The organism is Streptomyces purpurogeneiscleroticus (assembly GCF_020024005.1).
Lineage (GTDB): Bacteria > Actinomycetota > Actinomycetes > Streptomycetales > Streptomycetaceae > Streptomyces > Streptomyces purpurogeneiscleroticus.
Genome location: NZ_NHSG01000090.1, coordinates 15,402 through 34,965, shown reverse-complemented (window position 1 = coordinate 34,965; position 19,564 = coordinate 15,402). Strand labels below are relative to the sequence as shown.

The window sequence follows — 19,564 nt, the reverse complement described above, 5'->3', positions numbered from 1 at the left end:
TTCCAGCGGCCCGCCCCAGGAAGACCCCGGCAACACCCCGGAACTGCCACCGCCCGCCACGTAAAACCGGATGGGTGACGCGCCGGCGGCCGTAGCCGCGGGCCGCTGGAACACCTCGGCGACGAAGTGGCTGCCGACGGCGAACTCCACGGCATTCCGGCTATGGCAGCGACATCCGGTTGCCTTGCATCAAGTGGCTGTGGAACCCGTTCGGAACCCACTGCGAGCCCACTGCGAGCCCACTCGGACGAACATTCTCCGGCCAGAATCCCTCCGCTGAAAGGCCACGCAGCTCTTGAGGGATTACTCCGTACGAGTGCGTTCGGAAGCCCGCTGCGAGTGCTGCCCGCCAACTGTTCGGCAGGCCGAGTGGCTGTCGCGTCCGGGCGGCCCTATGCGTGCCGACGAGGTGCTTTTCGAGTTCCGCGAGGGCGGCGAGGGCATTGCCCGGGACGGATGACATCATGACCGCAGACCGTTAGCGGTCAGGGCGTGGTGGGCCGTCATCAACTCGAACGCGGCTGCTGCCACAATTCCGGAGCGCCGGTACGCGGTTCGCAACGGTCTTGCTCAGGGCAAGTGGGACCTTATACTCAACGACTTCGGCAACATGGTGAAACGCCGTCGCCGCAGAACTGCTTCCGGCGAAGCTCCTGAACGGCATTGCCGTGGAGGGCCAGTGAGCCCATACCCACACAAGTACATCCAGCGTCCGGCAGTACAAACCGATACCTGGCCGGCCGAAGCAGAAAGGCACCACATGACCACTACCGTCAGCACACCGGGCAGCATCACCGCCACAACGGACCTGCTGCAGGCAGAACTTCCCCGGCTGGAGGCGCAGCAGCAGACGCTGGAAAAGGAGCTGGCCGCCGTCACCACCCGGCTGGATTCCGTACGCACCGCTCTCAACGCACTGCAGGCGCTGACCACCGCCGAGTCCGTGCCCCAGCCCGCTGAGCAGGCTGTCGAGCCGGACGCCGCCCCCGCAACGGCCGCCGGCACCACGGCCGCGACCGAGCCCGCTCCCGCGGCCGTTGCGCCGACAAGCGAAGCAACTCCCGAAGCGGTCCAGGCGCCCGAGGCGGACTCCGCCCCGGCTCCCGTCGTGCCCAAGCCCCGCAAGGCGCCCGCCAGTGCCGCCCGCAAGAGCCCGGCGAAGTCGGCCGCCGCGCCTGAGCGGAAGAGCCGCACCGCCGGGAAGTCCACCGCCTCGGCCAAGAACGGCAAGGCCAAGGCGGAGAAGAAGGAGAAGGGCACCGCAGCGAAGAACACCGCGGCGAAGAACACCACGGCGAAGAGCACCGCCGCGCAGGGCAAGAAGGCGAAGGACACCGCTCCCGCCGCGCCGGCCAAGGACAACGACAGCAACGGTCTCACCGACCAGGTTCTCAAGGCACTGACGGAGATCGGCAGCAGCCCTGTCCGGGCGCGCGATGTCGCCGAAGCCGTAGGACGCGCTCAGAACACGGCCGCCATCAACACCGTGCGCAGCACCCTGGACCGGCTGGTCGCCTCCTCCAGGGCCCAGCGGGCCGGCCGCGGCCTGTACCAGGCTGTCAGCGCCTGATCGACCGTACGGGCCGGTGAGCAGCGCATGGAGCGGGGCGGCGCCCCGGGTTCCGACTCGCTCCAGCGCTGCCGGCCTCCCGCATCACACGCACGACTTCTCGTGTTCTCGTGTCTTCGCGTCCTCACTCCAACCCGGTGATCTGAGTACGCGAGGTGAGACCGAGTTTGTTCAGGATGTGTTCCACGTGGGCGTCGGCTGTGCGTTTGGAGACGACGAGGCGTTCCGCGATCTGTCGGTTGGTCAGGCCCTCCGCGACCAGGGCGGCCACCTGGCGTTCGCGGTTGGTGAGGGCGGGCGGGCGGCCCATGGTGCGGTCCGCTGCCGAGAGAGCCACCGTGCCGGGAGTGGTCTGCGGCGTGGGCGGGACCGAAAGGGTGCCGGCGGGGGCCGTTGTGCTGCCGGACGCGGGCTGGGGAAGGACATCGGTGTCCTGCACCGCGTAGGTGACGGACTCTTCCAGGTCGAGCGCCGCGCCGCGGGCGTGAAGTTCTCCGTATACGGAGTCGCCCAGTGCGGTGCGCGCCGCGCTGACGGCCGCGTCCCGTTCCGCGTTCAGGACCGGCACGTTGAACAGTCGCGCGCCGCCGAGCCTGCTCCAGAACGCCTCGGCGGCGCCCAGTAGCCAGGTGGCCCGTTCGAAGCGCTGTGACCGGGCGGCGGACCAGGCCAGCAGTTCCATGGTGATCGCCGCGCCGAGGCGGTCGTTCACGGCCAGCTTCAGCGCCAGCGCCTCGCGGCCGAGCCGGTCGCGTTCCTCGGCCCGGGAGTCCTCGCGCGCCATCCACAGCGCCAGCTGCCGGTACAGCAGACAGTAACTGCGGGTCCAGCACTCGCCGGGGGCCGACTCCAACGCCCGCAGGCCCTCCCCGGACACCTCCCACGCGCGCTCGACATCGCCCACGAGCGCCGCGCCGAAGGTCTGGATGAAGCAGGTGATGGCCAGCCCGTCGTGGTCGCCGAGCGCGCGGAAGACGCGGCGGGCCTCGTCGAGATCGCGGTGCGCCTCCGCCAACTGCTCACGGAACAGTGCCAGACAGCCGCGGAACTCGGTCGCGTACGCCGCGCCGCGCCGGTCGCCGATCCGTTCGGCCATGGCCAGCGATTCCAGGACGTACGGCTCGGATGCGTCGCACTGTCCCAGGACCAGCAGGATCCAGGCGAGGCGGTGCAGTGCCTCGACGCGCTCGGGACAGTCGTGCTGCACCTTGGCCAGGCCGCGGTCGAGCCAGCGGGCGCCCTCCTGCATCCGGCCCGCCATGATCCAGTGCGTCCACAGCCGGGTGGCCAGGTCCAGACCGCGCAACGCCAGTTCGGGGTCGTCGGTGCCGGTGCCGTACTCCATGGCGATACGGAAGTTCTGCAGCCAGCGCGCGAGGGCCCGCAGGTGCTCCGCCTGCCGGTCGCTGTGGAACGGGCGGTCGGCGCGTTCGGCGAACGCCGCGAAGTAATCGAAGTGCGCGCGGCGGTACTCCTCCTCCTCGCCGCTCTGGGCCAGCCGCTCGGCGCCGTACTCGCGCAGGGTGTCCAGCAGCCGGTAGCGCGCCTGCTCCGCCTCGATGCGCAGTACCACCGACTTGTCGACCAGCCCGATGAGCTGCTCCAGTACGTCCTCGGCGGGCAGCTCACCGCCACCGCACACGGTCTCGGCGGCTTCGGCGTCGAATTCCCCGGCGAACACCGACAGCCGCCGCCACAGCAGCTGTTCCTGCGGGGTGCACAGGTCGTGGCTCCAGTCGATGGCGTCCTGCAGGGTCCGGTGCCGGGGCACCGCACCGCGGCGGCCGCCGGTCAGCGCCTGGAAACGGTGCTCCAGCCGGGTCGCCAGATCGCCGAGCGGGAGCACTCGCAGCCGTACCACGGCCAGTTCGATCGCCAGCGGCATCCCGTCCAGCCGGCGGCAGACGGAGGTGACGTCCTTACGGTTGGCGTCGGTGACGGCGAAGCCCGGTACGACGGCGGCGGCCCGCTCGGCGAACAGCTGCACCGCCTCGCGGTCGGTGGGCAGCGGCGTGATCGGGTAAACGAACTCGCCCGGCACGTCCAGGGGTTGGCGGCTGGTCGCCAGTACCGTGACACCGGGCGCCATCCGCAGCATCAGATCGGCGAGCATCGCACAGGCGTCCAGCAAGTGCTCGCAGGTGTCCAGGACGAGCAGCATCCGCTTCGCGGCGAGGTAGGAGACGAGGAGGCCCACCGGGTCACGGTCCCCCTGCTCGGACAGGCCGAGCGCCGCGGCCACGGTGTGCGGCAGCAGCACCGGGTCCTGCAGGGACGACAGCTCGACGAAGCAGGCGCGGTCGGGGAAGGACGGCAGTGCGGTACGGGCGGTCCGCAGCGCGAGCCTCGTCTTGCCGACTCCGCCGGGGCCGATGAGCGACACCAGCCGGGCCTTGTCGAACAGCTCGCCGACCTCCCGCAGTTCCTGCTCCCGCCCGACGAAACCCGTGACTTCCAGGGGCAGCACGCCGGCCTGCTGCTCACTGACGTATCCCAAGGCCATGTGGTGCTCGCCCCTCCGCCTGCCCTGTGCCCGAGTGCGAGTTCCTACGCTACGCGGGACAACACGGCCTGCGGTGCGGTTCCGGGCAGTTGGTGCCCGGTCACGGGTCGTGGAGCAGCCAGGTCAGACAGCGCTGCAGGAACTCCCGTTCCTCACCGAGATGGTTCAGCCGCTGCCGGCCGTGCGCGCGAGTGGACCACGGCATCCTGTACGAGGTGCCGTGCGGCTCCTGCGGCAGGATCAGCGACCGCCGCTCCAGGCCGCCGAACGCCGCCGCCAACACCCCCGAAGGCAGCCGCTCGTCGGCGCACACCGCCAGCACGTCCCGCAGTCCGAAGGCGCCGGGAAAGACGGTGCAGCGCGCCCAGAGCAGCTGCTCCTCGCGCGTGCACAACTGGTGTGTGCTCAGGAGTGAATCGCGCAGCGTGCGCTGCCGCGCGGGCAGGCCGGGGATGGTCAGGTCCAGGAGGGTGTCCGCGCGGGAGACCAGGGTGAGGACCTCGCTGGGCGAGTGGTGGGCGAGCTGTCCCGCCGCGATGTGGACGGCGAGCGGGAGGCCGTCCAGGAATGAGCAGATGTGTTCGACCGTCTTGGGGGCCGGTACGTCGACGAGGCCCCACCGCCGGCCGCTTGCCCCGAACAGGCGGGCGGCTTCCTCCAGCGGAAGCGGGTGCAGCCGGTAGTGGCCGGCGGTGTTCATGGGGGTACGGCTGGTGGCCAGTACGTGCAGGCCGGGGCACGCGGCCACCAGTCCGGTCAGTATCTCGGCGCAGGCATCGGCCACGTACTCACACGTGTCCACCACCAGCAGCGCCGGGGCACCGCCGAGCGCGTCGGCCAGCGCGTCGGAGGTGCCCCGGTCCGGGAGGTCGCCCCTGCCGAGGGCGCGGGCAAGCCGCTGGGGCAGCAGCTCGGGGCCGTCCTGCCGTACGAGGTCCACCCTCCCCACGGCCTCCCACTGTCCGGCCTGCATGCGGTGCGCCAGCTCCGTGACAAGCGCGGTCTTGCCCACTCCCCCGGGCCCGGTCACCGCGACCAGGCGTTCGGCCCGCAGTACGTCCGCCACCTCCGACAACGCCCGGTCCCGGCCGACCAGGCCGGCCGGCCCGTGGTCCCTATCCCCCAGCATGACCTGCCTCCAGAGGTGCAAGCGTCGCGTGTCACCTTGCGTGTCGCGCTCGCGGGCGCCCCGTCCGGTCCGCGAGCGCGACCAATGTGCAGCAAGGAGCCAGGGGTAGGCATCGGTCGTCGGCCGATATCGGTATACCTCAGTACACCGATACGCCGGGTACTTGCCCTCCGGTTTCCGTTTCTACTGCTCCGACGTGCCGTCACGTACCGCGAGCAGCAGCCCGGCAGCGGCCGTCACCCCGATCAGCGCGTAAAGAAAGGCGCTGCGGAAGCCATCGGCGCCGCCCGCACTCGTACTCCCTACGGAGACTCCCACCAGTACGGCGAGTCCGAGGGAGCCGCCCAGTTGGTCGACGGAGCGCTGGATGCCTGCCGCGGTTCCGGCGTCGGCCTCGGTGACGCCGTGCAGCGCGGCGTTCTGCAGGGCGAGCAGCCCGATACCCATACCGACGGCGACGCCCACCATGCCGGGCAGTACGTCGACGGCGTACGTGCCCCGGTCGGGAAGGCGGGCCAACCAGGCCAGGCCCGTCGCCGTGAACGCCAGGCCCACCAGCGCCGTGCGCGTCAGGCCGAGCACTCCGATCAGCCGGGACACCAGGGAAATGGCCAGGAACAGCACCCCGCAGAAGGGGAGGAAGGCCAGCCCCGCCTGCAGCGGACTCAGCCCGTTCACCTCCTGCATGTACAGCATGAGGAGGAAGAACGCGGTGGAGAGCGCCGCGCTCAGCAGTACCGTCGCGGCGTTGGCAACGGCCCGCGTGCGGTGGGTGAAGAAGGAGAGCGGTACGAGCGGGTTCCGCGTGCGCGCTTCGACGGCGACGAAGGCAGCCAGCAGCACCACGCCTGCCACGATCGCCCACGGCGCCGACTCCAGCGCTCCGTAGACCAGGCTGAGCGGGCCCGCGGTCAGGAGCGCGGCGCCCGGCAGGTCGAGGCGTCCCGCGCGGGTGCGTGGTCCGTCGGCCGGTACCAGCTTCGGCGTGGACAGCAGTACCGCGGCCGCGAGCGGCACATTGATGCCGAAGATCCAGCGCCAGTGCAGCAGTTCGGTGAGTACGCCGGACAGCAGCCCGCCGGCGACGAGGCCGCCCGCCGAGATCGCGCCCCAGATGCCGAGCGCCCTGGCCCGTTCGGCGGGTTCGGGGAAGAGCAGCGCGATGAGTGACATCGCCGCGGGTGAGGCGAGTGCCTCGCCGGCGCCCTGGGCGAAGCGGGCCCCGATCAGCGTCGGAAGGCCGGGGGCCAGTCCCGCCGCGAGCGAGGCGAGTGCGAACAGGCCGGTGCCGAGCAGGAACATCCGGCGCCTGCCGAGCAGATCGGTGACCCGGCCGCCGAGCAGCAGCAGACCACCGCCGACCAGGGTGTAGCCGGTGACGACCCAGGAGAGGGACGCGGCCGGGGCGTGGAACTGCGCGCCGACGGACGGCAGCGCCACATTGACGACGGTGACGTCGAGCGCGATGAGGAACTGCAGGAGGGAGAGCAGCGCGAGGGCCGCCGTCCGGCGGCCGGCGGGCGGGCACGCGCGCGCCTCGGGGAAAGCATTCATGAAGTGGTACTCCAGGCAGCGGGACGTTACGGCCACTGGGCCGTAAGGACGCTTCCGTGCCGGCACGACGAGCAGGCCCCACCGGTCAATACCGGTGCGGCGCGGCCGTGGCACGGCACACCTGGAACTACTTCGTGACGGCGATACCCATGGGGCGATCGTAACGGTGGCAGCCCGGCCGTCGCGAAGCGTTTTCTCCGCTCGCGGTGGTCTCGTGCGGGCGCCGACTGATCGTTATGCTGCGCGGCGAACGCTCAAACGCACACAGGGGGGCGCAGCAACATGCGGGAACCGGTCGAGCTCAGGCGGCAGCGGATCTTGGGTGTGGTGCGGTCGCGCGGCGCGGTCCGCGTCGGCGATCTTGCGGCCGAGCTGGAGGTTTCGGTGGTCACCGTGCGTCGGGACGTGGAGGAGCTGGCCCGCGCGGGGCAGCTGCGGCGCGGGCACGGAGTGGTGCGTTCGATCGTGCCGGTCGAGGAAGCGGGGGCGGTGGGTGCCGCGGCGGGCGCGCCGAGGGTGCTGCCGGGCGAGGACGGTGCCGCGATAGGGCTGGTGGTGCCCGAGCGGCACTCGTACCTCTTCGAGATCCTGCACGGTGCGCGTACGGTGCTGGAGGAGGCCGGCATGCGGATCGCACTGCACATCGCGCCCGCCGTGTCCGGTGGTGAACGCCCCATGGTGGAGCAGGCGTTGGCGAGCGGTGTGCAGGGCCTGCTGATCGCGCCGCGCTGGCGCGGGCTGGGCGCCGAGGAGGCCGACTACGGCTGGCTCGGCTCGCTGGACGTGCCGACCGTACTGATGGAGCGCCGCCCGCGGCCCGGCAGCGCGCTGCACGCGCTCGACTCGGTCTGCTCCGACCACTGGTACGGCGTCCATCTCGCGGTCGGGCACCTGATCGCGCTGGGGCACCGGCGGATCGTTCTGGGCGCCCGGGACGACAGCCCCACGGCTCGGGCGGTGCGTGCGGCGTTCGCCGCGATCGCGGCGGAGCGGGCGGAGATCGAGGACTGGGCGGTGACGCTGAGTTCGCCGACGGCCGTGCCGGAGCCGGCGGAGCGGTCCCGGTCGGAGTCCGCGGCGGAACCGACGCCCGACGTCCTGGACCTCCTCCGCGCCCGCGGCGCCACCGCCGCCGTCCTGCACGGCGACGTGGACGCGCTGATGCTGGTCCAGCGGTTCCAGGAGGCCGGGATACGGGTGCCGGAGGACTTTTCGGTGGTGGCCTACGACGATGTCGTCGCGGCGCTGGGCAGTACTCCGCTGACCGCGGTGGCGCCGCCGAAGACGGAGGTGGGGCGGGCGGCGGCCGAGCTGCTGCTGCACCGGCTGCGGCGGCCCGCCGGGGAGCGTCCGGCACCCGTACGGCGTATCGAGCTGCTGCCGGATCTGCAGGTCCGCGGTTCGACCGGGCCCGTGAGCGAGGCCGGTGAGTGACCGTCAGGAGCGGCCCGGCCCGCACTTCGTGAGCGTTTGATCGTTTCATTTTCTTCTGATCGGTCTATTGACCGGGTTATGTGGTACCGCTCACTATTCCCGTGTCCCGAACGAGCCGCGGGAGGCTTGCATGCCCGGTCGACACAGCCGTCGCTCCGTGCTCGCTGCGCTCGCCGCCCTGTCCCTGCCCGGTGTGAGCGCCTGCACCGGCAACAGTGGCGGCAGACAGCCGCACCACACCGGCAAGAACATGGGTAAGAACACCGGAAAGAGCGCCACACGCATCACCTTCTGGTCCGCGCTGCGCGGCAGCCAGGAGGTGGTGGACGAGTTCAACCGCACGCACGATCACCTCCAGGTGGACTTCCAGCAGGTCCCGTCCGGCGCGCTGGGCGGCTACGCCAAGCTGAGCAACGCCGCCCGCGCCGGTAACGCGCCGGACGTCGCCACCATCGAGTACCCCCAGGTCCCCGGCTTCGCCATCGACGGCGTCGCCCGCGACATCACCGCGCTCGTCGACGACGGACTGCGCCGCAAGCTGCTGCCGCAGGCCCTCGGACTGACCACCTTCGACCGCCGGGTCTTCAGCGTCCCGCTGGACATCGAGCCAATGGTGCTGCATTACCGCAAGGACCTCTTCAGGAAGTACGGCCTCGACGTCCCGACCACCTGGGACGAGTTCGAGGAGGCCGCGCGGGCGGTGCGGAAGCGCGCACCGGACCGTCACCTGTCGCTGTTCCCCACCGACGGCATGACACAGTTCGCCGCGTTCTCCTGGCAGGCGGGCGCCCGCTGGTTCGACATTTCCCAGGGTGCCTGGAACGTCTCCATGGCCGATGCGCCCACCCGGCGGGTGGCGCGCTACTGGCAGCGGCTGGCGGACCAGGACCTGGTCGCCAGGTTCAACACCGACGGCAACCGCTTCCCCGCCGCGATCGGGCAGGGCCGGATCCTCAGCCGGCTGCACGGCGCCTGGGACGCGGGCGCGCAGATGAACGCCCATCCCGGGCAGGCGGGCAAGTGGGCGGTCGCGCCGCTCCCCCAGTGGGACACCCGGCGGCCGGTGAGCGCCACCCACGGCGGATCCACGTTCGCCGTCACCAAGGACTGCCGCCATCCCGAAGCCGCGATGGAGTTCATCAGCTGGCAGGTCACCCACCCCGACGCGCTGCGCGCCCGGCTCTCCAGCGGTACCAGCAGCCAGTTCCCCGCCGCGCCCGGCCTCATCGAGGTGGGCCGCAAGGCGTTCGACCGCCGCTATTACTCGGGGCAGGACATCTACGCGCTCTTCCGCGAGCAGGCCGAGCTCATAGACGACCGGTGGACGTGGGGGCCGCGGATGACGGCGACACAGAAAGTCATGCAGGACGGGTTCGCCCGTGCCGCCGGCGGCCAGGGCACGATCATCGACGCCGTACGCGAGGCACAGCGCGGCACCCTACCCGACCTCAAGGCCCTCGGCCTGTCCACCACCGAACGCAGCAGCTGACCAACCGTCAGAGAGGCAGGTGACACCATGACCACGACCACCGCCGGCACGGACACCGTCACGCTCCCGCGCCGGACCGCTCCCCTGTCGTCCGCCGACCGGCGGCGCGGAGCCCACAGGCGCCGGCTCGGCGCGTGCGGCGTGCTGATGACGCCGTTCTTCGTCCTGCTCGCGACGGTCTTCCTCATCCCCGTCGGTACCGCCGTGTGGCTGAGCTTCTTCGGCGCCGACCAGCCGGGACTCGGGTTCGGCCCGGAGCGCACCGTCTTCGTCGGGCTGCGCAGCTACGCGGCGGTCCTCACCGACCCGACCTTCCTCGGCGGCCTCGGCACGGTCGCCGCGTACTGCCTGGTCTACATCCCGCTGATGGTGGTGTGCGCCCTGGCGCTCGCCCTGCTGCTGGACTCGGGCGTGGTACGGCTGCGGGCCTGGGCGCAGCTGGCGCTGTTCCTGCCGCACGCCGTGCCCGGCATCATCGCCGCGATCATCTGGCTGTACCTCTACACGCCCGGCATCAGCCCCGTGATCGATCTGCTGGGCCGGGCGGACATCACCGTCGACTTCCTGGGCGTCCACACGGTCCTGCCCTCGATCGTCAACATCGCGGTGTGGAGCAATCTCGGCTACAACACCATCATCTTCTACGCCGCGCTCCAGGCCGTCCCGCGCGAGGTGATCGAAGCCTCGGTGGTCGACGGCGCGGGGCCGGTGCGCACCGCCCTGCAGGTCAAGACGCCGCTGGTGCGCTCCTCGGTCGTGATGGTCGCGATGTTCACACTGATCTGGGGGCTCCAGCTGTTCACCGAGCCGATGCTGCTCGGCCAGCAGACCCCGATCATCAACTCGCGCTTCACCCCGAGCATGTACATCTACGACGCCGCCTTCAACCGCAACAACTACAGCCTGGCGGCGGCCGCCTCGGTGATCCTGCTCCTCTTCACCATCGCCCTGTCCTACGGCGTGACCCGCTGGACGAACCGGTCCGCCGAGCAGCAGGAGGCCACCCGATGAGTACCCCCTCCACCGCTCTGCGTCCCCGGCTGCTCGGCCGGACCGCCGTGAACGCCGTCGTCGGCGTGTGCGTGCTGTACACCCTGCTGCCCGTCCTGTGGCTGGTGCTGGCCGCCACCAAGAACCGCGACGCGCTCTTCAGCAGCGAGCTGCTGTCCCTCGGCGACTTCTCCTTCTTCGCCAATCTGGGCGAGCTGTTCGCCATGGACGGCGGACTGTTCGGCCGGTGGTACGGCAACAGCCTGCTGTACGCGGTGCTGGGCGCGGCGCTCGGCGCGCTGATCAGCGTGGCCTGCGGCTACGCCTTCGACAAGTACGCCTTCCGGCACAAGGAGAAGCTCTTCGGCGTGGTGCTGGCCGCGGTCATGGTCCCGCAGACCGTGCTCGCGCTGCCCCTGTACCTGATGGCGTCCGGCGTCGGGCTGGTCAACACCTTCTGGGCAGTCTTCGTGCCCGTCCTCTTCAACCCCTTCGGCGTCTACCTCGGCCGGATCTTCAGCCAGGGGTATGTGCCCGACGAGGTGCTGGAAGCCGCCCGCATCGACGGTGCCGGCGAGCTGGCCACGTACTTCCGGGTCGCCCTGCGGATGCTCGGCCCGGGGCTGGTCACCGTCTTCCTCTTCCAGCTCACCGCGATCTGGAACAACTTTTTCCTGCCGATGGTGATGCTGTCCGACCAGGAGCTGTACCCCCTGAGCCTGGGGCTGTACACGTGGAACAGCTCGGCGACCGTCTCGCCCGAGTACTACCCCGTCGTCGTCATGGGCTCGCTGCTCGCGGTGCTGCCACTGATCCTCGCCTTCATGCTGCTGCAGCGCTTCTGGCGGTCGGGGCTGACGGCGGGGGCGGTGAAGTAACCACCCGTACGAGAAGCAACACGCGTACGAGAAGCAACACGCGTACGACACGTCGAAGGAGTTCCATGACCGAGGCGCGACACCGGCCGCGCGCCGCGCTCGCCATGAGCCAGGACGCCGCCACGGCCGTCTTCGGCCCGGACGAGACGGCCGCCCTCGCCACCGTGTGCGACCTGGCACCACCACCCGTACTCGACGACCTGACCACCGCACGGGCCCGCGCGGTCCTCGCGGAGACGGAGGTACTGATCACCGGCTGGGGCTGCCCGCCCGTCGACGCCGCGGTACTCGCCGCGGCACCCCGCCTGCGGGCCATCGCACACTCCGCGGGCAGCGTCCGCCACCACCTCACCGACGCCTGCTGGGACCGCGGCATCGAGGTCTCCTCGGCGGCCGCAGCCAACGCACTGCCGGTGGCCGAGTACACCGTCGCGATGATCCTGCTGGCGAACAAGCGCGTCCTGGAGCGGGCCCGCGACTACCGCGCCACCCGCAGCCGCGACGCCTGGCTGCGCACCGACCGCTCGGTGGGCAACTATCGCAACACCGTGGGCATTTGCTCCGCTTCGCTGATCGGGCGCCGGGTGATCGAGCTGCTGCGCCCGTACGACCTCCAGGTCCTGCTCTACGACCCGTACGTGACCGAGGCGGAGGCCGCGGCGCTGGGGGTGACGGGCGTCGGCCTCGAGCAGCTGTTCGCCGCGAGTGACGTGGTCAGCGTGCACACGCCGCTACTGCCGGCCACCCGCGGCCTGGTCAGCCGCGAGCTGATCGGCCGGCTGCGCCCCGGCGCCACACTGATCAACACCGCCCGGGGCGCCGTCATCGACCAGGACGCGCTCACCGACGCGGTGACCTCGGGCCGCATCCACGCCGTCCTGGACGTCACCGAACCCGAACTGCTGCCCCCCGACCACCCGCTGTGGGACTGCGACAACGCCCTGCTGACCCCGCACCTGGCGGGCTCCCAGGGCAACGAGTGGCGCCGCCTCGCCGACCTGACGGTGCGTGAGGTGGCCCGGTGGGCCGCCGGCGACGGCTTCGCCCACCCCGTACACCGCGAAAGGCTGGCGTTCCTGGCATGACCGATGTCTCCGGCTCCCTTCTTCAACTCCCGTCCGACAAGCGCGAGGTGAGCCCGCACACGGGCTACACCCGTGCCCACTGGGAGGCCGCCGCCGACGGGCTGGTACGCGCCGCCCTGCGCTGGGCGACGCCCGGCGGGGCGCTGCTGGACCTGCCCGGGCGGCCCTCCCGGTCCGGCGTGCGCTCCGACGGCCTGGAGGGCTACGCGCGGACGTTCCTCGCCGCAGCGTTCCGCGTCGCGGGCGCGGACGGCGCCGACCCGCACGGCTTCCTGCCCCGGTACGCCGACGGGCTCGCCGCCGGCACCCGCACGCCGGGCCGCGAGGACACCGAATCCTGGCCGCTGATCCTGGACCACCACATCCAGGGCCAGCCGATGGTGGAATCGGCCTCCGTGGCGCTCGGCCTGCGACTGACCCGCCCGTGGCTGTGGGAACGCCTCGACACCGGCGTACAGGACCGCACCGAGCACTGGCTGCGCGGCGCGCTGCGGCACACCCCCGCGCCCAACAACTGGTACCTCTTCGCCGTCACCGTCGCCGCCTTCCTGGAGTCGGTCGGCCGCGGCGACGCGGAGACCCGCCGGGCCATCGACCGCGGCCTGCACCTGCTGGAGACGTGGTACCGCGGCGACGGCTGGTACTCGGACGGCGACGGCCGCGCCTTCGACCACTACAACGGCTGGGCCCTGCATCTCTACCCGGTGCTCCACGCCCACCTGGCGGGCGACAAGGGCCTGCTGGACCTGTACGGTCCCCGGCTGAGCGAGCATCTGGAGGGTTACTCGCTCCTCTTCGGCGGCGACGGCGCCCCGATCCACTTCGGCCGCTCGCTGACCTACCGCTTCGCCGCCACGGCAGCGGTCGGCCTCGGCGCGCTGACCGGCCACACCCCCCTCCCGCCGGGCGTCTCCCGCCGCCTCCTCAGCGGCGCCCTGCGCCACTTCCTCACCCGCGGCGGGGCCGGGGCCGAGGACGGACTGCTCAGCCTCGGCTGGTACGGGCCGCACGAGCCCACCTGCCAGTCGTACTCGGGCCCCGGCTCCCCGTACTGGGCCTCCAAGGCGTTCGTCGCGCTCCTCGCCCCCGCCGACGACCCGCTGTGGACCGCCACGGAGGAGGCGGCCCCCGCGGAGGCCGCCGACCGGGTACTGGCGCTCCCCGCGCCCGGCCTGCTCGTCCAGGCCACCGCGGCCGACGGTATCGCCCGGCTGCACAACCACGGCAGCGACCACGTCCGCCCGCACGAGGGCGACAACGCCGCCGCACACGACGTGCTCTACGGCCGCTTCGCCTACTCGACGGGCACGGGCCCGACCTCCTCCGCCAACGCCCCCGACAACCACCTCGCGGTCGAGATCGCCGGCCGGTCCTCGGTACGCTGCCGCATCCACCCCCTGGGCGCCGGCGGCGGCAACGACTGGGGCTGGGCAGCCTCCTGGCACCGCCCGGTGTTCACCGCGGGCCCACCAATGGTGCCGGGCCTGGAGGTACGCAGCGTGACGGTGGCCCGCGGCCGGTACGAGCTGAGAGTGCATCAGGTCGCGGGGGTCCCGCACGGCGCCCGCATACACCTGACGGGCTGGGCAACACCCCCGGACGGGCCACTGCGCTCGCAGCTCCACGGCCTGCACGGCTGGACGGACCACGACGAGGTACGCGCACCGCAGGGCACCGCCTTCACCCCCTGGGCGGTACTCCCCCGCCTCAGCACGCCCCCCGTCGAGGACGCCGACGCAACGGTGCTCGTGGCGGCCCTCGCCTCCCTGACCGGCACGGCGGAGGCAGCGCCCCTGACCGATGTCGCCACCGTGGAGTCAGCGGACGCCGAGGAGGTCCGCATCCGCTGGACCGACGACGGCTCGCTCACCCGGATCGCCTTCACACCGGTGACGGTGGAACACGGGTGACGGTGGCACACGGGTGACTTGCCCGACGTTCACACCGCGACCGGGGCCTTGATGGCCGGGTGATGCCGGTAGTCGAGCACCTCCACATCGGCGTAGGCGTAGTCGAAAAGCGAGTCGGCCTTGCGCAGGCGCAACGAGGGAAACTCGAACGGGGTACGTGAGAGCTGCTCGGTCACCTGCTCGACGTGATTGTCGTAGATGTGGCAGTCGCCGCCGGTCCAGATGAAGTCGCCCGGCTCGAGGCCGGCCTGCTGCGCCACCATGTGCGTGAGCAGGGCGTAACTGGCGATGTTGAACGGGACGCCGAGGAACATATCCGCGCTGCGCTGGTACAGCTGGCAGGAGAGCCTGCCGTCGGCGACGTAGAACTGGAAGAAGGCGTGGCACGGCGCGAGTGCCATCCGGTCCAGCTCGGCGACGTTCCAGGCGGAGACGATCATCCGGCGGGAGTCCGGGTCGCGGCGCAGAGTGTCGAGGACCTCGCCGATCTGGTCGATGTGTCTGCCGTCCGGGGTGGGCCAGGAACGCCACTGCACGCCGTAGACCGGGCCGAGCTCGCCGTCCGCGTCGGCCCATTCGTCCCAGATGGTGACGCCGTGCTCTTGCAGCCAGCCGACGTTCGAGTCGCCACGCAGGAACCACAGCAGCTCGTACACGATGGACTTGAGGTGCACCTTTTTGGTGGTGACCAGCGGGAACCCCTGCGAGAGGTCATAGCGCAGTTGGTGCCCGAAGACACTTCGGGTCCCCGTGCCCGTCCGGTCGGCCTTGGCCGTCCCGGAGGTGAGCACCAGCCGCAACAGGTCTTCGTACTGGGTGTCCGCCACAGTCGTCGAGTCTACGGGCGAGGTTGCCTCACGCGTAACTGTAACTACTAGTATGTACGCTCCGTCGGACAGGGGAGCTTCACATGCCATTCGTACGCATCGACGCGTTGGGGACCGACAGCGAGCGGCTCGACGCGCTCGGCCGTGCCGTGCACGACGCACTGGTCGAGACGATCGGCTTCCCGCCCGATGACCTGTTTCAGGTCCTGACCGGCCATGACGGCGTCAACAGCACACTGCGCTACGGCGGTTATCTCGGCATCCCACGCGACGACGGCATCGTGTACGTCGCGATCACGATGCGTTCCGGGCGCGCCCCCGAGCAGAAGCGGGCGCTGTACCGGCGGATCGCCGAACTCGCCCACGCCTACGCGGGGACCGAGCCGCGCAACGTCTTCATCACCTTGACCGAGAACGAGTCGATCGACTGGTCCTTCGGCCACGGGGTGGCGCAGTACGAGCCAGGGGCCCGCTGACACACTGTGAGGCCGTCCCCGGGCAGCACCAGTGACAGGAAGCGGAGCACGCACGTGACTACGGCGATTACCGAGATCGAGACGTACGGCGTCGAGCGCATACCGGACGAGGACCGTTCCGCGCGTCCGCTGGACCTCTTCCGGCTGGCCTTCGGCGGTGCCAATACCTTCGCGACCTGCGTGCTCGGGGCCTTTCCCGTGCTCTTCGGGCTGTCCTTTCTGCAGGGGCTCGCGGCGACCGTGCTCGGACTGGTCGCCGGGGCGTTGCTGCTCGCGCCCATGGCGTTGTTCGGTCCGGCCAACGGTACGAACAACGCGGTGTCCTCCTCCGCGCACCTGGGCGTGCACGGCCGGATCGTCGGCTCCTTCCTCTCCCTCCTCACCGCCGTCGCGTTTTTCTCGATCTCGGTGTGGTCCTCGGGCGACGCGCTCGTCGGCGGCGCCCACCGGCTCGCCGGAGTGCCCGAGTCGGGGCCGGCGTACGGACTCGCGTACGCGCTCTTCGGCGGCTTCGTCCTCATCGTCTGCCTCTACGGCTTCCGCTTCATGCTGCTGGTCAACAAGGTCGCGGTGGTGGCGGCTTCGGCGATGTTCGTCCTCGGTGCGTTTGCGTTCGCAGGAGACTTCGATCCGGGGTACGCGGGCTCCTTCGCCTCCACCGCCGACCCGCTGTTCTGGCCCTCGTTCATCGGCGCGGCGCTGATCGTGCTCTCCAACCCGGTCTCGTTCGGCGCGTTCCTCGGCGACTGGTCCCGTTACATTCCCGCCGACGTGCCGCGCCGCCGGGTGCTGGGCGCCGCGTTCCTCGCCCAGCTGGCCACGCTGCTGCCCTTCGTCTTCGGCCTGGCCACCGCGTCGGTCATCGCGGAGAAGGCCGCGCGGTACGTCGACCCGGCGGCGCCCAACTACGTCGGCGGCCTCCTCGCCGTCTCGCCCGGCTGGTACTTCCTGCCGCTCTGCCTGATCGCCCTGATCGGCGGCCTGTCCACCGGTACCACCGCGCTCTACGGCACGGGCCTGGACTTCTCCAGCGTCTTCCCGCGCTTCAGCCGGGTGCAGGCCACACTGTTCATCGGTGTGCTGTCGATCGCGTTCATCTTCGCCGGCCGTTTCGCGCTGAACCTCACCCAGTCCATCTCCACGTTCTCGACGCTGATCATCACTTGTACCGCGCCCTGGATGGTCGTGATGATTCTCGGTTATGTCACCCGTCGCGGCTGGTACGACGCGGACGCCATCCAGGTCTTCAACCGCCGTCAGCGGGGCGGCCGTTACTGGTTCACGCACGGCTGGAACTGGCGCGCCATGGGCGCCTGGCTGCTCTCCGCCACCGTAGGACTGCTCTTCACCAACCTGCCCGGCCAGTTCGTCGGCCCGCTCGGCGGCCTCGCGGGCGGCGCCGACATCTCGCTGCCCGTCGGCCTCGCGCTGGCCGCGGTGAGCTACCTCCTGCTGCTGGCCGTCTTCCCCGAACCGCGTGCGGTGTACGGGCCGGACGGGCCGCGGTTCGTCCGGGCGTCGGCGGCCGGGGTAACGCCGATCACCGGCGGCGAAGCACACGATACGACCTACACTCTGCGGCCATGATCACCACTTCGACCACCGCCTCCTCCCCCGCCTCCGCCCCTCAACCCCCGCTCTTCGACACGATGTCGACCATGCGGGCCATGCGCCGCCTGAAGCCCGATCCGGTGCCGGACGAACTGCTGGAGCGGCTCGTCCAGGCCGCCGTCTGGGGCCCGAGCGGGGGCAACATGCAGCGGTACGAGTACATCGTCGTCACCGACCCCGACGTCATGGCACGGCTGGCGCCACTGTGGCAGCGATGCGTGGACGCGTATCTGGCCACCACGGGAAAGCACGCGCCCGAGGGGATGGAGGAGGCCGCGTACGGCCGTATGGTCGCGGCCATCGAGTACCAACGCGACCACTTCGCGGAGACTCCCGCCCTGATCATCCCGTGTTACCGGATGCCCGAGCAGCAGCCGGACGAGGCGGGGCTGCAGGCTTCGGCGCAGGCGCTGGGCGCGGACGCGGTGCAGGAGCTGGCGCGGATCCAGCCGCGCTTCACCGCTCTCGCGGAAGGCTCGTGCGTCTATCCGGGCGTGCAGAATCTGCTGCTCGCCGCACGCGGGCTCGGCCTGGCCGCCAACATCACCATCTGGCACCTGATGCTGGAGCGGGAGTGGAAGCAGGCGCTGGGCATCCCCGAGGAGATGCGGACCTTCGCGGCGATCCCCGTGGGGTGGCCCGTCGGCAACTTCGGTCCGGTGCGGCGGCGCCCCGTCTCCGAGGTCATTCACCGCAACGGCTGGTGACCGTTCCTGAGCGCACGCCGGTCGGGGCCGGGCCCCGTCCCGTTCCGTCCTTCTATCTCTTACCTGCGTCGTTCTTAGAATGGCCAGGTGGAAGACATCGACGCGATCGCAGTGTTGCAGGACCCGGTGCGACGCCGCCTGTACGAGTACGTGGCGGCGCAGGGCCGCGAGGTCGGCCGCAACGAGGCCGCCGAGGCGGCCGGGGTGACGCGCACACTCGCCGCGCATCATCTGGACAAGCTGACCGAGGCCGGGCTGCTGGAGAGTGGCAGCCGCCGTCTGACGGGCCGCTCGGGACCGGGTGCCGGGCGCCCCGCCAAGGTGTACACCCGGACGCGCGCCGAGCGGTCGGTGTCGCTGCCCGCCCGCGACTACCGCACCGCCGCCGAGCTGCTGGCCGAGGCCGCCGAGCAGGCCGGGCTGGACGCCGGGCTCTGCGCGGCCGCGCGCCGCCGGGGTGAGGCCCTGCGCGGCTCGGCGGCGCCCTGCGCCGGCCTCGAAGAGGCCATGGAGCTGCTGGCCGCCCGCGGTTACGAACCACATCTGGAAGCCGCCGAGGGGGCGGCTGGGGCAGCCGCATCCGTCGTGCGTATGCGCAACTGCCCCTTCCACGCCGTGGCCGAACGCTTCCCGCCGCTCGTCTGCGGCATGAATCTCGCGCTACTGGAGGGGCTGCTCGGTGCGGACGGCCCCGTCCGCACCCGCATGGACGCCCGGCCGGGGGAATGCTGCGTGGTGATCGAGACTTCTAAAGCTTCTAAAAACAATGAGCATTGACATAGAAAAGCGGGCCGTGCTGGGATGAGTCCATGACCGCATCCGTGCGCACCGCCCATCTCGCCGAGCTCAACATCGCGACCCTCCGTCACCCCCTCGACGACCCGCGCATCGCACCGTTCGTCGAGCTGCTCGACCCGGTCAATGCCGCCGCCGACGGCACACCCGGCTTCGTGTGGCGACTCGTGGAGGAGGGGGCGGCCGACGCCACCGCCCTGCGCCCGGCGGGCGAAAACGTCATCGTCAATCTGTCGGTGTGGGAGTCTCCGGAGGCGCTGTGGGACTTCACCTACCGCAGCGGACACCTGGAAGTGATGCGGCGGCGCCGCGAATGGTTCGAGCGGCACGTCGAGGCGCACCTGGTGCTCTGGTGGGTCCCCGCCGGCCACCTCCCGACCGTCGACGAGGCTTTGGAGCGACTGGCACACCTGCAGGCGCACGGCCCGTCCCCGCGCGCGTTCACCTTCACCTCCTCCTACACCGCGGCCGAAGCCGAGGCCGAGGCCGAGGCCGCCGGGCAGGACGCGGCGACGGTGTAGCCACGCGCAGCCGCACCCTCGCCGACGAGGTGAGCCGACTCACTCCCCCGCCGGGGCGCAGTCACTCGCCCCGTACAGACTGTTA

The 19,564-nt window shown here is 71.0% G+C and carries 16 protein-coding genes; 12 read left to right on the top strand and 4 right to left on the bottom strand.

Annotation, left to right across the window (positions count from 1 at the left end):
• Positions 1-760: 760 nt before the first annotated feature.
• On the top strand, positions 761-1,570 hold the full coding sequence (locus tag CCS38_RS03055) for a hypothetical protein (protein ID WP_223731620.1): 810 nt from the start codon (positions 761-763) through the stop codon (positions 1,568-1,570).
• Positions 1,571-1,694: 124 nt separating this feature from the next.
• Here CCS38_RS03055 and CCS38_RS03050 read toward each other — a convergent pair whose 3' ends face one another.
• The 3 genes from CCS38_RS03050 to CCS38_RS03040 all read right to left on the bottom strand — a co-directional run bounded on the left by CCS38_RS03050 (position 1,695) and on the right by CCS38_RS03040 (position 6,756).
• Positions 1,695-4,073: a LuxR C-terminal-related transcriptional regulator gene (locus CCS38_RS03050; RefSeq protein ID WP_223731619.1), complete on the bottom strand. Its 2,379-nt coding sequence runs from the start codon at positions 4,071-4,073 to the stop codon at positions 1,695-1,697.
• 100 nt (positions 4,074-4,173) lie between these two features.
• Entirely contained in the window at positions 4,174-5,202 is a 1,029-nt protein-coding gene (locus tag CCS38_RS03045; protein WP_223731618.1) for an ATP-binding protein, read from the bottom strand.
• A gap of 183 nt (positions 5,203-5,385) precedes the next feature.
• Positions 5,386-6,756: an MFS transporter gene (locus CCS38_RS03040; protein WP_223731617.1), complete on the bottom strand. Its 1,371-nt coding sequence runs from the start codon at positions 6,754-6,756 to the stop codon at positions 5,386-5,388.
• 282 nt (positions 6,757-7,038) lie between these two features.
• Here CCS38_RS03040 and CCS38_RS03035 point away from each other — a divergent pair, with 282 nt between their 5' ends.
• The 6 genes from CCS38_RS03035 to CCS38_RS03010 all read left to right on the top strand — a co-directional run bounded on the left by CCS38_RS03035 (position 7,039) and on the right by CCS38_RS03010 (position 14,542).
• Positions 7,039-8,190, top strand: a complete 1,152-nt coding sequence (locus CCS38_RS03035; protein ID WP_223731616.1) for a substrate-binding domain-containing protein — start codon at positions 7,039-7,041, stop codon at positions 8,188-8,190.
• A gap of 130 nt (positions 8,191-8,320) precedes the next feature.
• Positions 8,321-9,679 carry an ABC transporter substrate-binding protein gene (locus CCS38_RS03030; protein ID WP_223731615.1) on the top strand — a complete coding sequence of 453 codons (1,359 nt, stop codon included), beginning with the start codon at positions 8,321-8,323 and terminating at the stop codon, positions 9,677-9,679.
• Positions 9,680-9,706: 27 nt separating this feature from the next.
• On the top strand, positions 9,707-10,690 hold the full coding sequence (locus CCS38_RS03025; protein WP_223731614.1) for a carbohydrate ABC transporter permease: 984 nt from the start codon (positions 9,707-9,709) through the stop codon (positions 10,688-10,690).
• Positions 10,687-11,547: a carbohydrate ABC transporter permease gene (locus tag CCS38_RS03020; protein ID WP_223731613.1), complete on the top strand. Its 861-nt coding sequence runs from the start codon at positions 10,687-10,689 to the stop codon at positions 11,545-11,547. Before CCS38_RS03025 ends, CCS38_RS03020 begins: the two co-directional genes overlap by 4 nt.
• 65 nt (positions 11,548-11,612) lie before the next feature.
• A complete protein-coding gene (locus CCS38_RS03015) occupies positions 11,613-12,632 on the top strand; it encodes a hydroxyacid dehydrogenase (protein WP_223731612.1) in 1,020 nt (339 codons plus the stop codon).
• Entirely contained in the window at positions 12,629-14,542 is a 1,914-nt protein-coding gene (locus CCS38_RS03010; RefSeq protein WP_223731611.1) for a DUF2264 domain-containing protein, read from the top strand. Before CCS38_RS03015 ends, CCS38_RS03010 begins: the two co-directional genes overlap by 4 nt.
• A 29-nt stretch (positions 14,543-14,571) precedes the next feature.
• On the opposite strand, the gene CCS38_RS03005 is transcribed toward CCS38_RS03010, so the two are convergent.
• Positions 14,572-15,369, bottom strand: a complete 798-nt coding sequence (locus tag CCS38_RS03005) for a thymidylate synthase (RefSeq protein ID WP_223731610.1) — start codon at positions 15,367-15,369, stop codon at positions 14,572-14,574.
• An 83-nt stretch (positions 15,370-15,452) separates the two neighbouring features.
• Between CCS38_RS03005 and CCS38_RS03000 the strand changes: the two genes are divergently transcribed.
• From CCS38_RS03000 to CCS38_RS02980, 5 genes are all read left to right on the top strand, one after another.
• Entirely contained in the window at positions 15,453-15,845 is a 393-nt protein-coding gene (locus CCS38_RS03000) for a tautomerase family protein (protein WP_223731609.1), read from the top strand.
• A gap of 54 nt (positions 15,846-15,899) precedes the next feature.
• Positions 15,900-17,432, top strand: coding sequence for a purine-cytosine permease family protein (locus CCS38_RS02995; RefSeq protein WP_223731608.1), 1,533 nt, complete (start codon positions 15,900-15,902; stop codon positions 17,430-17,432).
• Positions 17,429-18,163, top strand: coding sequence for a nitroreductase family protein (locus CCS38_RS02990; RefSeq protein WP_223731607.1), 735 nt, complete (start codon positions 17,429-17,431; stop codon positions 18,161-18,163). The genes CCS38_RS02995 and CCS38_RS02990 overlap by 4 nt, the downstream gene beginning before the upstream one ends.
• 87 nt (positions 18,164-18,250) lie before the next feature.
• A complete protein-coding gene (locus CCS38_RS02985; RefSeq protein WP_223731606.1) occupies positions 18,251-18,940 on the top strand; it encodes a helix-turn-helix transcriptional regulator in 690 nt (229 codons plus the stop codon).
• 32 nt (positions 18,941-18,972) lie between these two features.
• Entirely contained in the window at positions 18,973-19,479 is a 507-nt protein-coding gene (locus CCS38_RS02980; RefSeq protein WP_223731605.1) for a DUF3291 domain-containing protein, read from the top strand.
• Positions 19,480-19,564: the final 85 nt, after the last annotated feature.

What these genes read in the sequence shown, in the direction of transcription:
- CCS38_RS03055 (WP_223731620.1), top strand. Translation starts at nt 761, where the DNA reads ATGACCACTACCGTCAGCACACCGGGCAGCATCACCGCCACAACGGAC.
- CCS38_RS03050 (WP_223731619.1), bottom strand. Translation starts at nt 4,073, where the DNA reads ATGGCCTTGGGATACGTCAGTGAGCAGCAGGCCGGCGTGCTGCCCCTG.
- CCS38_RS03045 (WP_223731618.1), bottom strand. Translation starts at nt 5,202, where the DNA reads ATGCTGGGGGATAGGGACCACGGGCCGGCCGGCCTGGTCGGCCGGGAC.
- CCS38_RS03040 (WP_223731617.1), bottom strand. Translation starts at nt 6,756, where the DNA reads ATGAATGCTTTCCCCGAGGCGCGCGCGTGCCCGCCCGCCGGCCGCCGG.
- CCS38_RS03035 (WP_223731616.1), top strand. Translation starts at nt 7,039, where the DNA reads ATGCGGGAACCGGTCGAGCTCAGGCGGCAGCGGATCTTGGGTGTGGTG.
- CCS38_RS03030 (WP_223731615.1), top strand. Translation starts at nt 8,321, where the DNA reads ATGCCCGGTCGACACAGCCGTCGCTCCGTGCTCGCTGCGCTCGCCGCC.
- CCS38_RS03025 (WP_223731614.1), top strand. Translation starts at nt 9,707, where the DNA reads ATGACCACGACCACCGCCGGCACGGACACCGTCACGCTCCCGCGCCGG.
- CCS38_RS03020 (WP_223731613.1), top strand. Translation starts at nt 10,687, where the DNA reads ATGAGTACCCCCTCCACCGCTCTGCGTCCCCGGCTGCTCGGCCGGACC.
- CCS38_RS03015 (WP_223731612.1), top strand. Translation starts at nt 11,613, where the DNA reads ATGACCGAGGCGCGACACCGGCCGCGCGCCGCGCTCGCCATGAGCCAG.
- CCS38_RS03010 (WP_223731611.1), top strand. Translation starts at nt 12,629, where the DNA reads ATGACCGATGTCTCCGGCTCCCTTCTTCAACTCCCGTCCGACAAGCGC.
- CCS38_RS03000 (WP_223731609.1), top strand. Translation starts at nt 15,453, where the DNA reads ATGCCATTCGTACGCATCGACGCGTTGGGGACCGACAGCGAGCGGCTC.
- CCS38_RS02990 (WP_223731607.1), top strand. Translation starts at nt 17,429, where the DNA reads ATGATCACCACTTCGACCACCGCCTCCTCCCCCGCCTCCGCCCCTCAA.
- CCS38_RS02980 (WP_223731605.1), top strand. Translation starts at nt 18,973, where the DNA reads ATGACCGCATCCGTGCGCACCGCCCATCTCGCCGAGCTCAACATCGCG.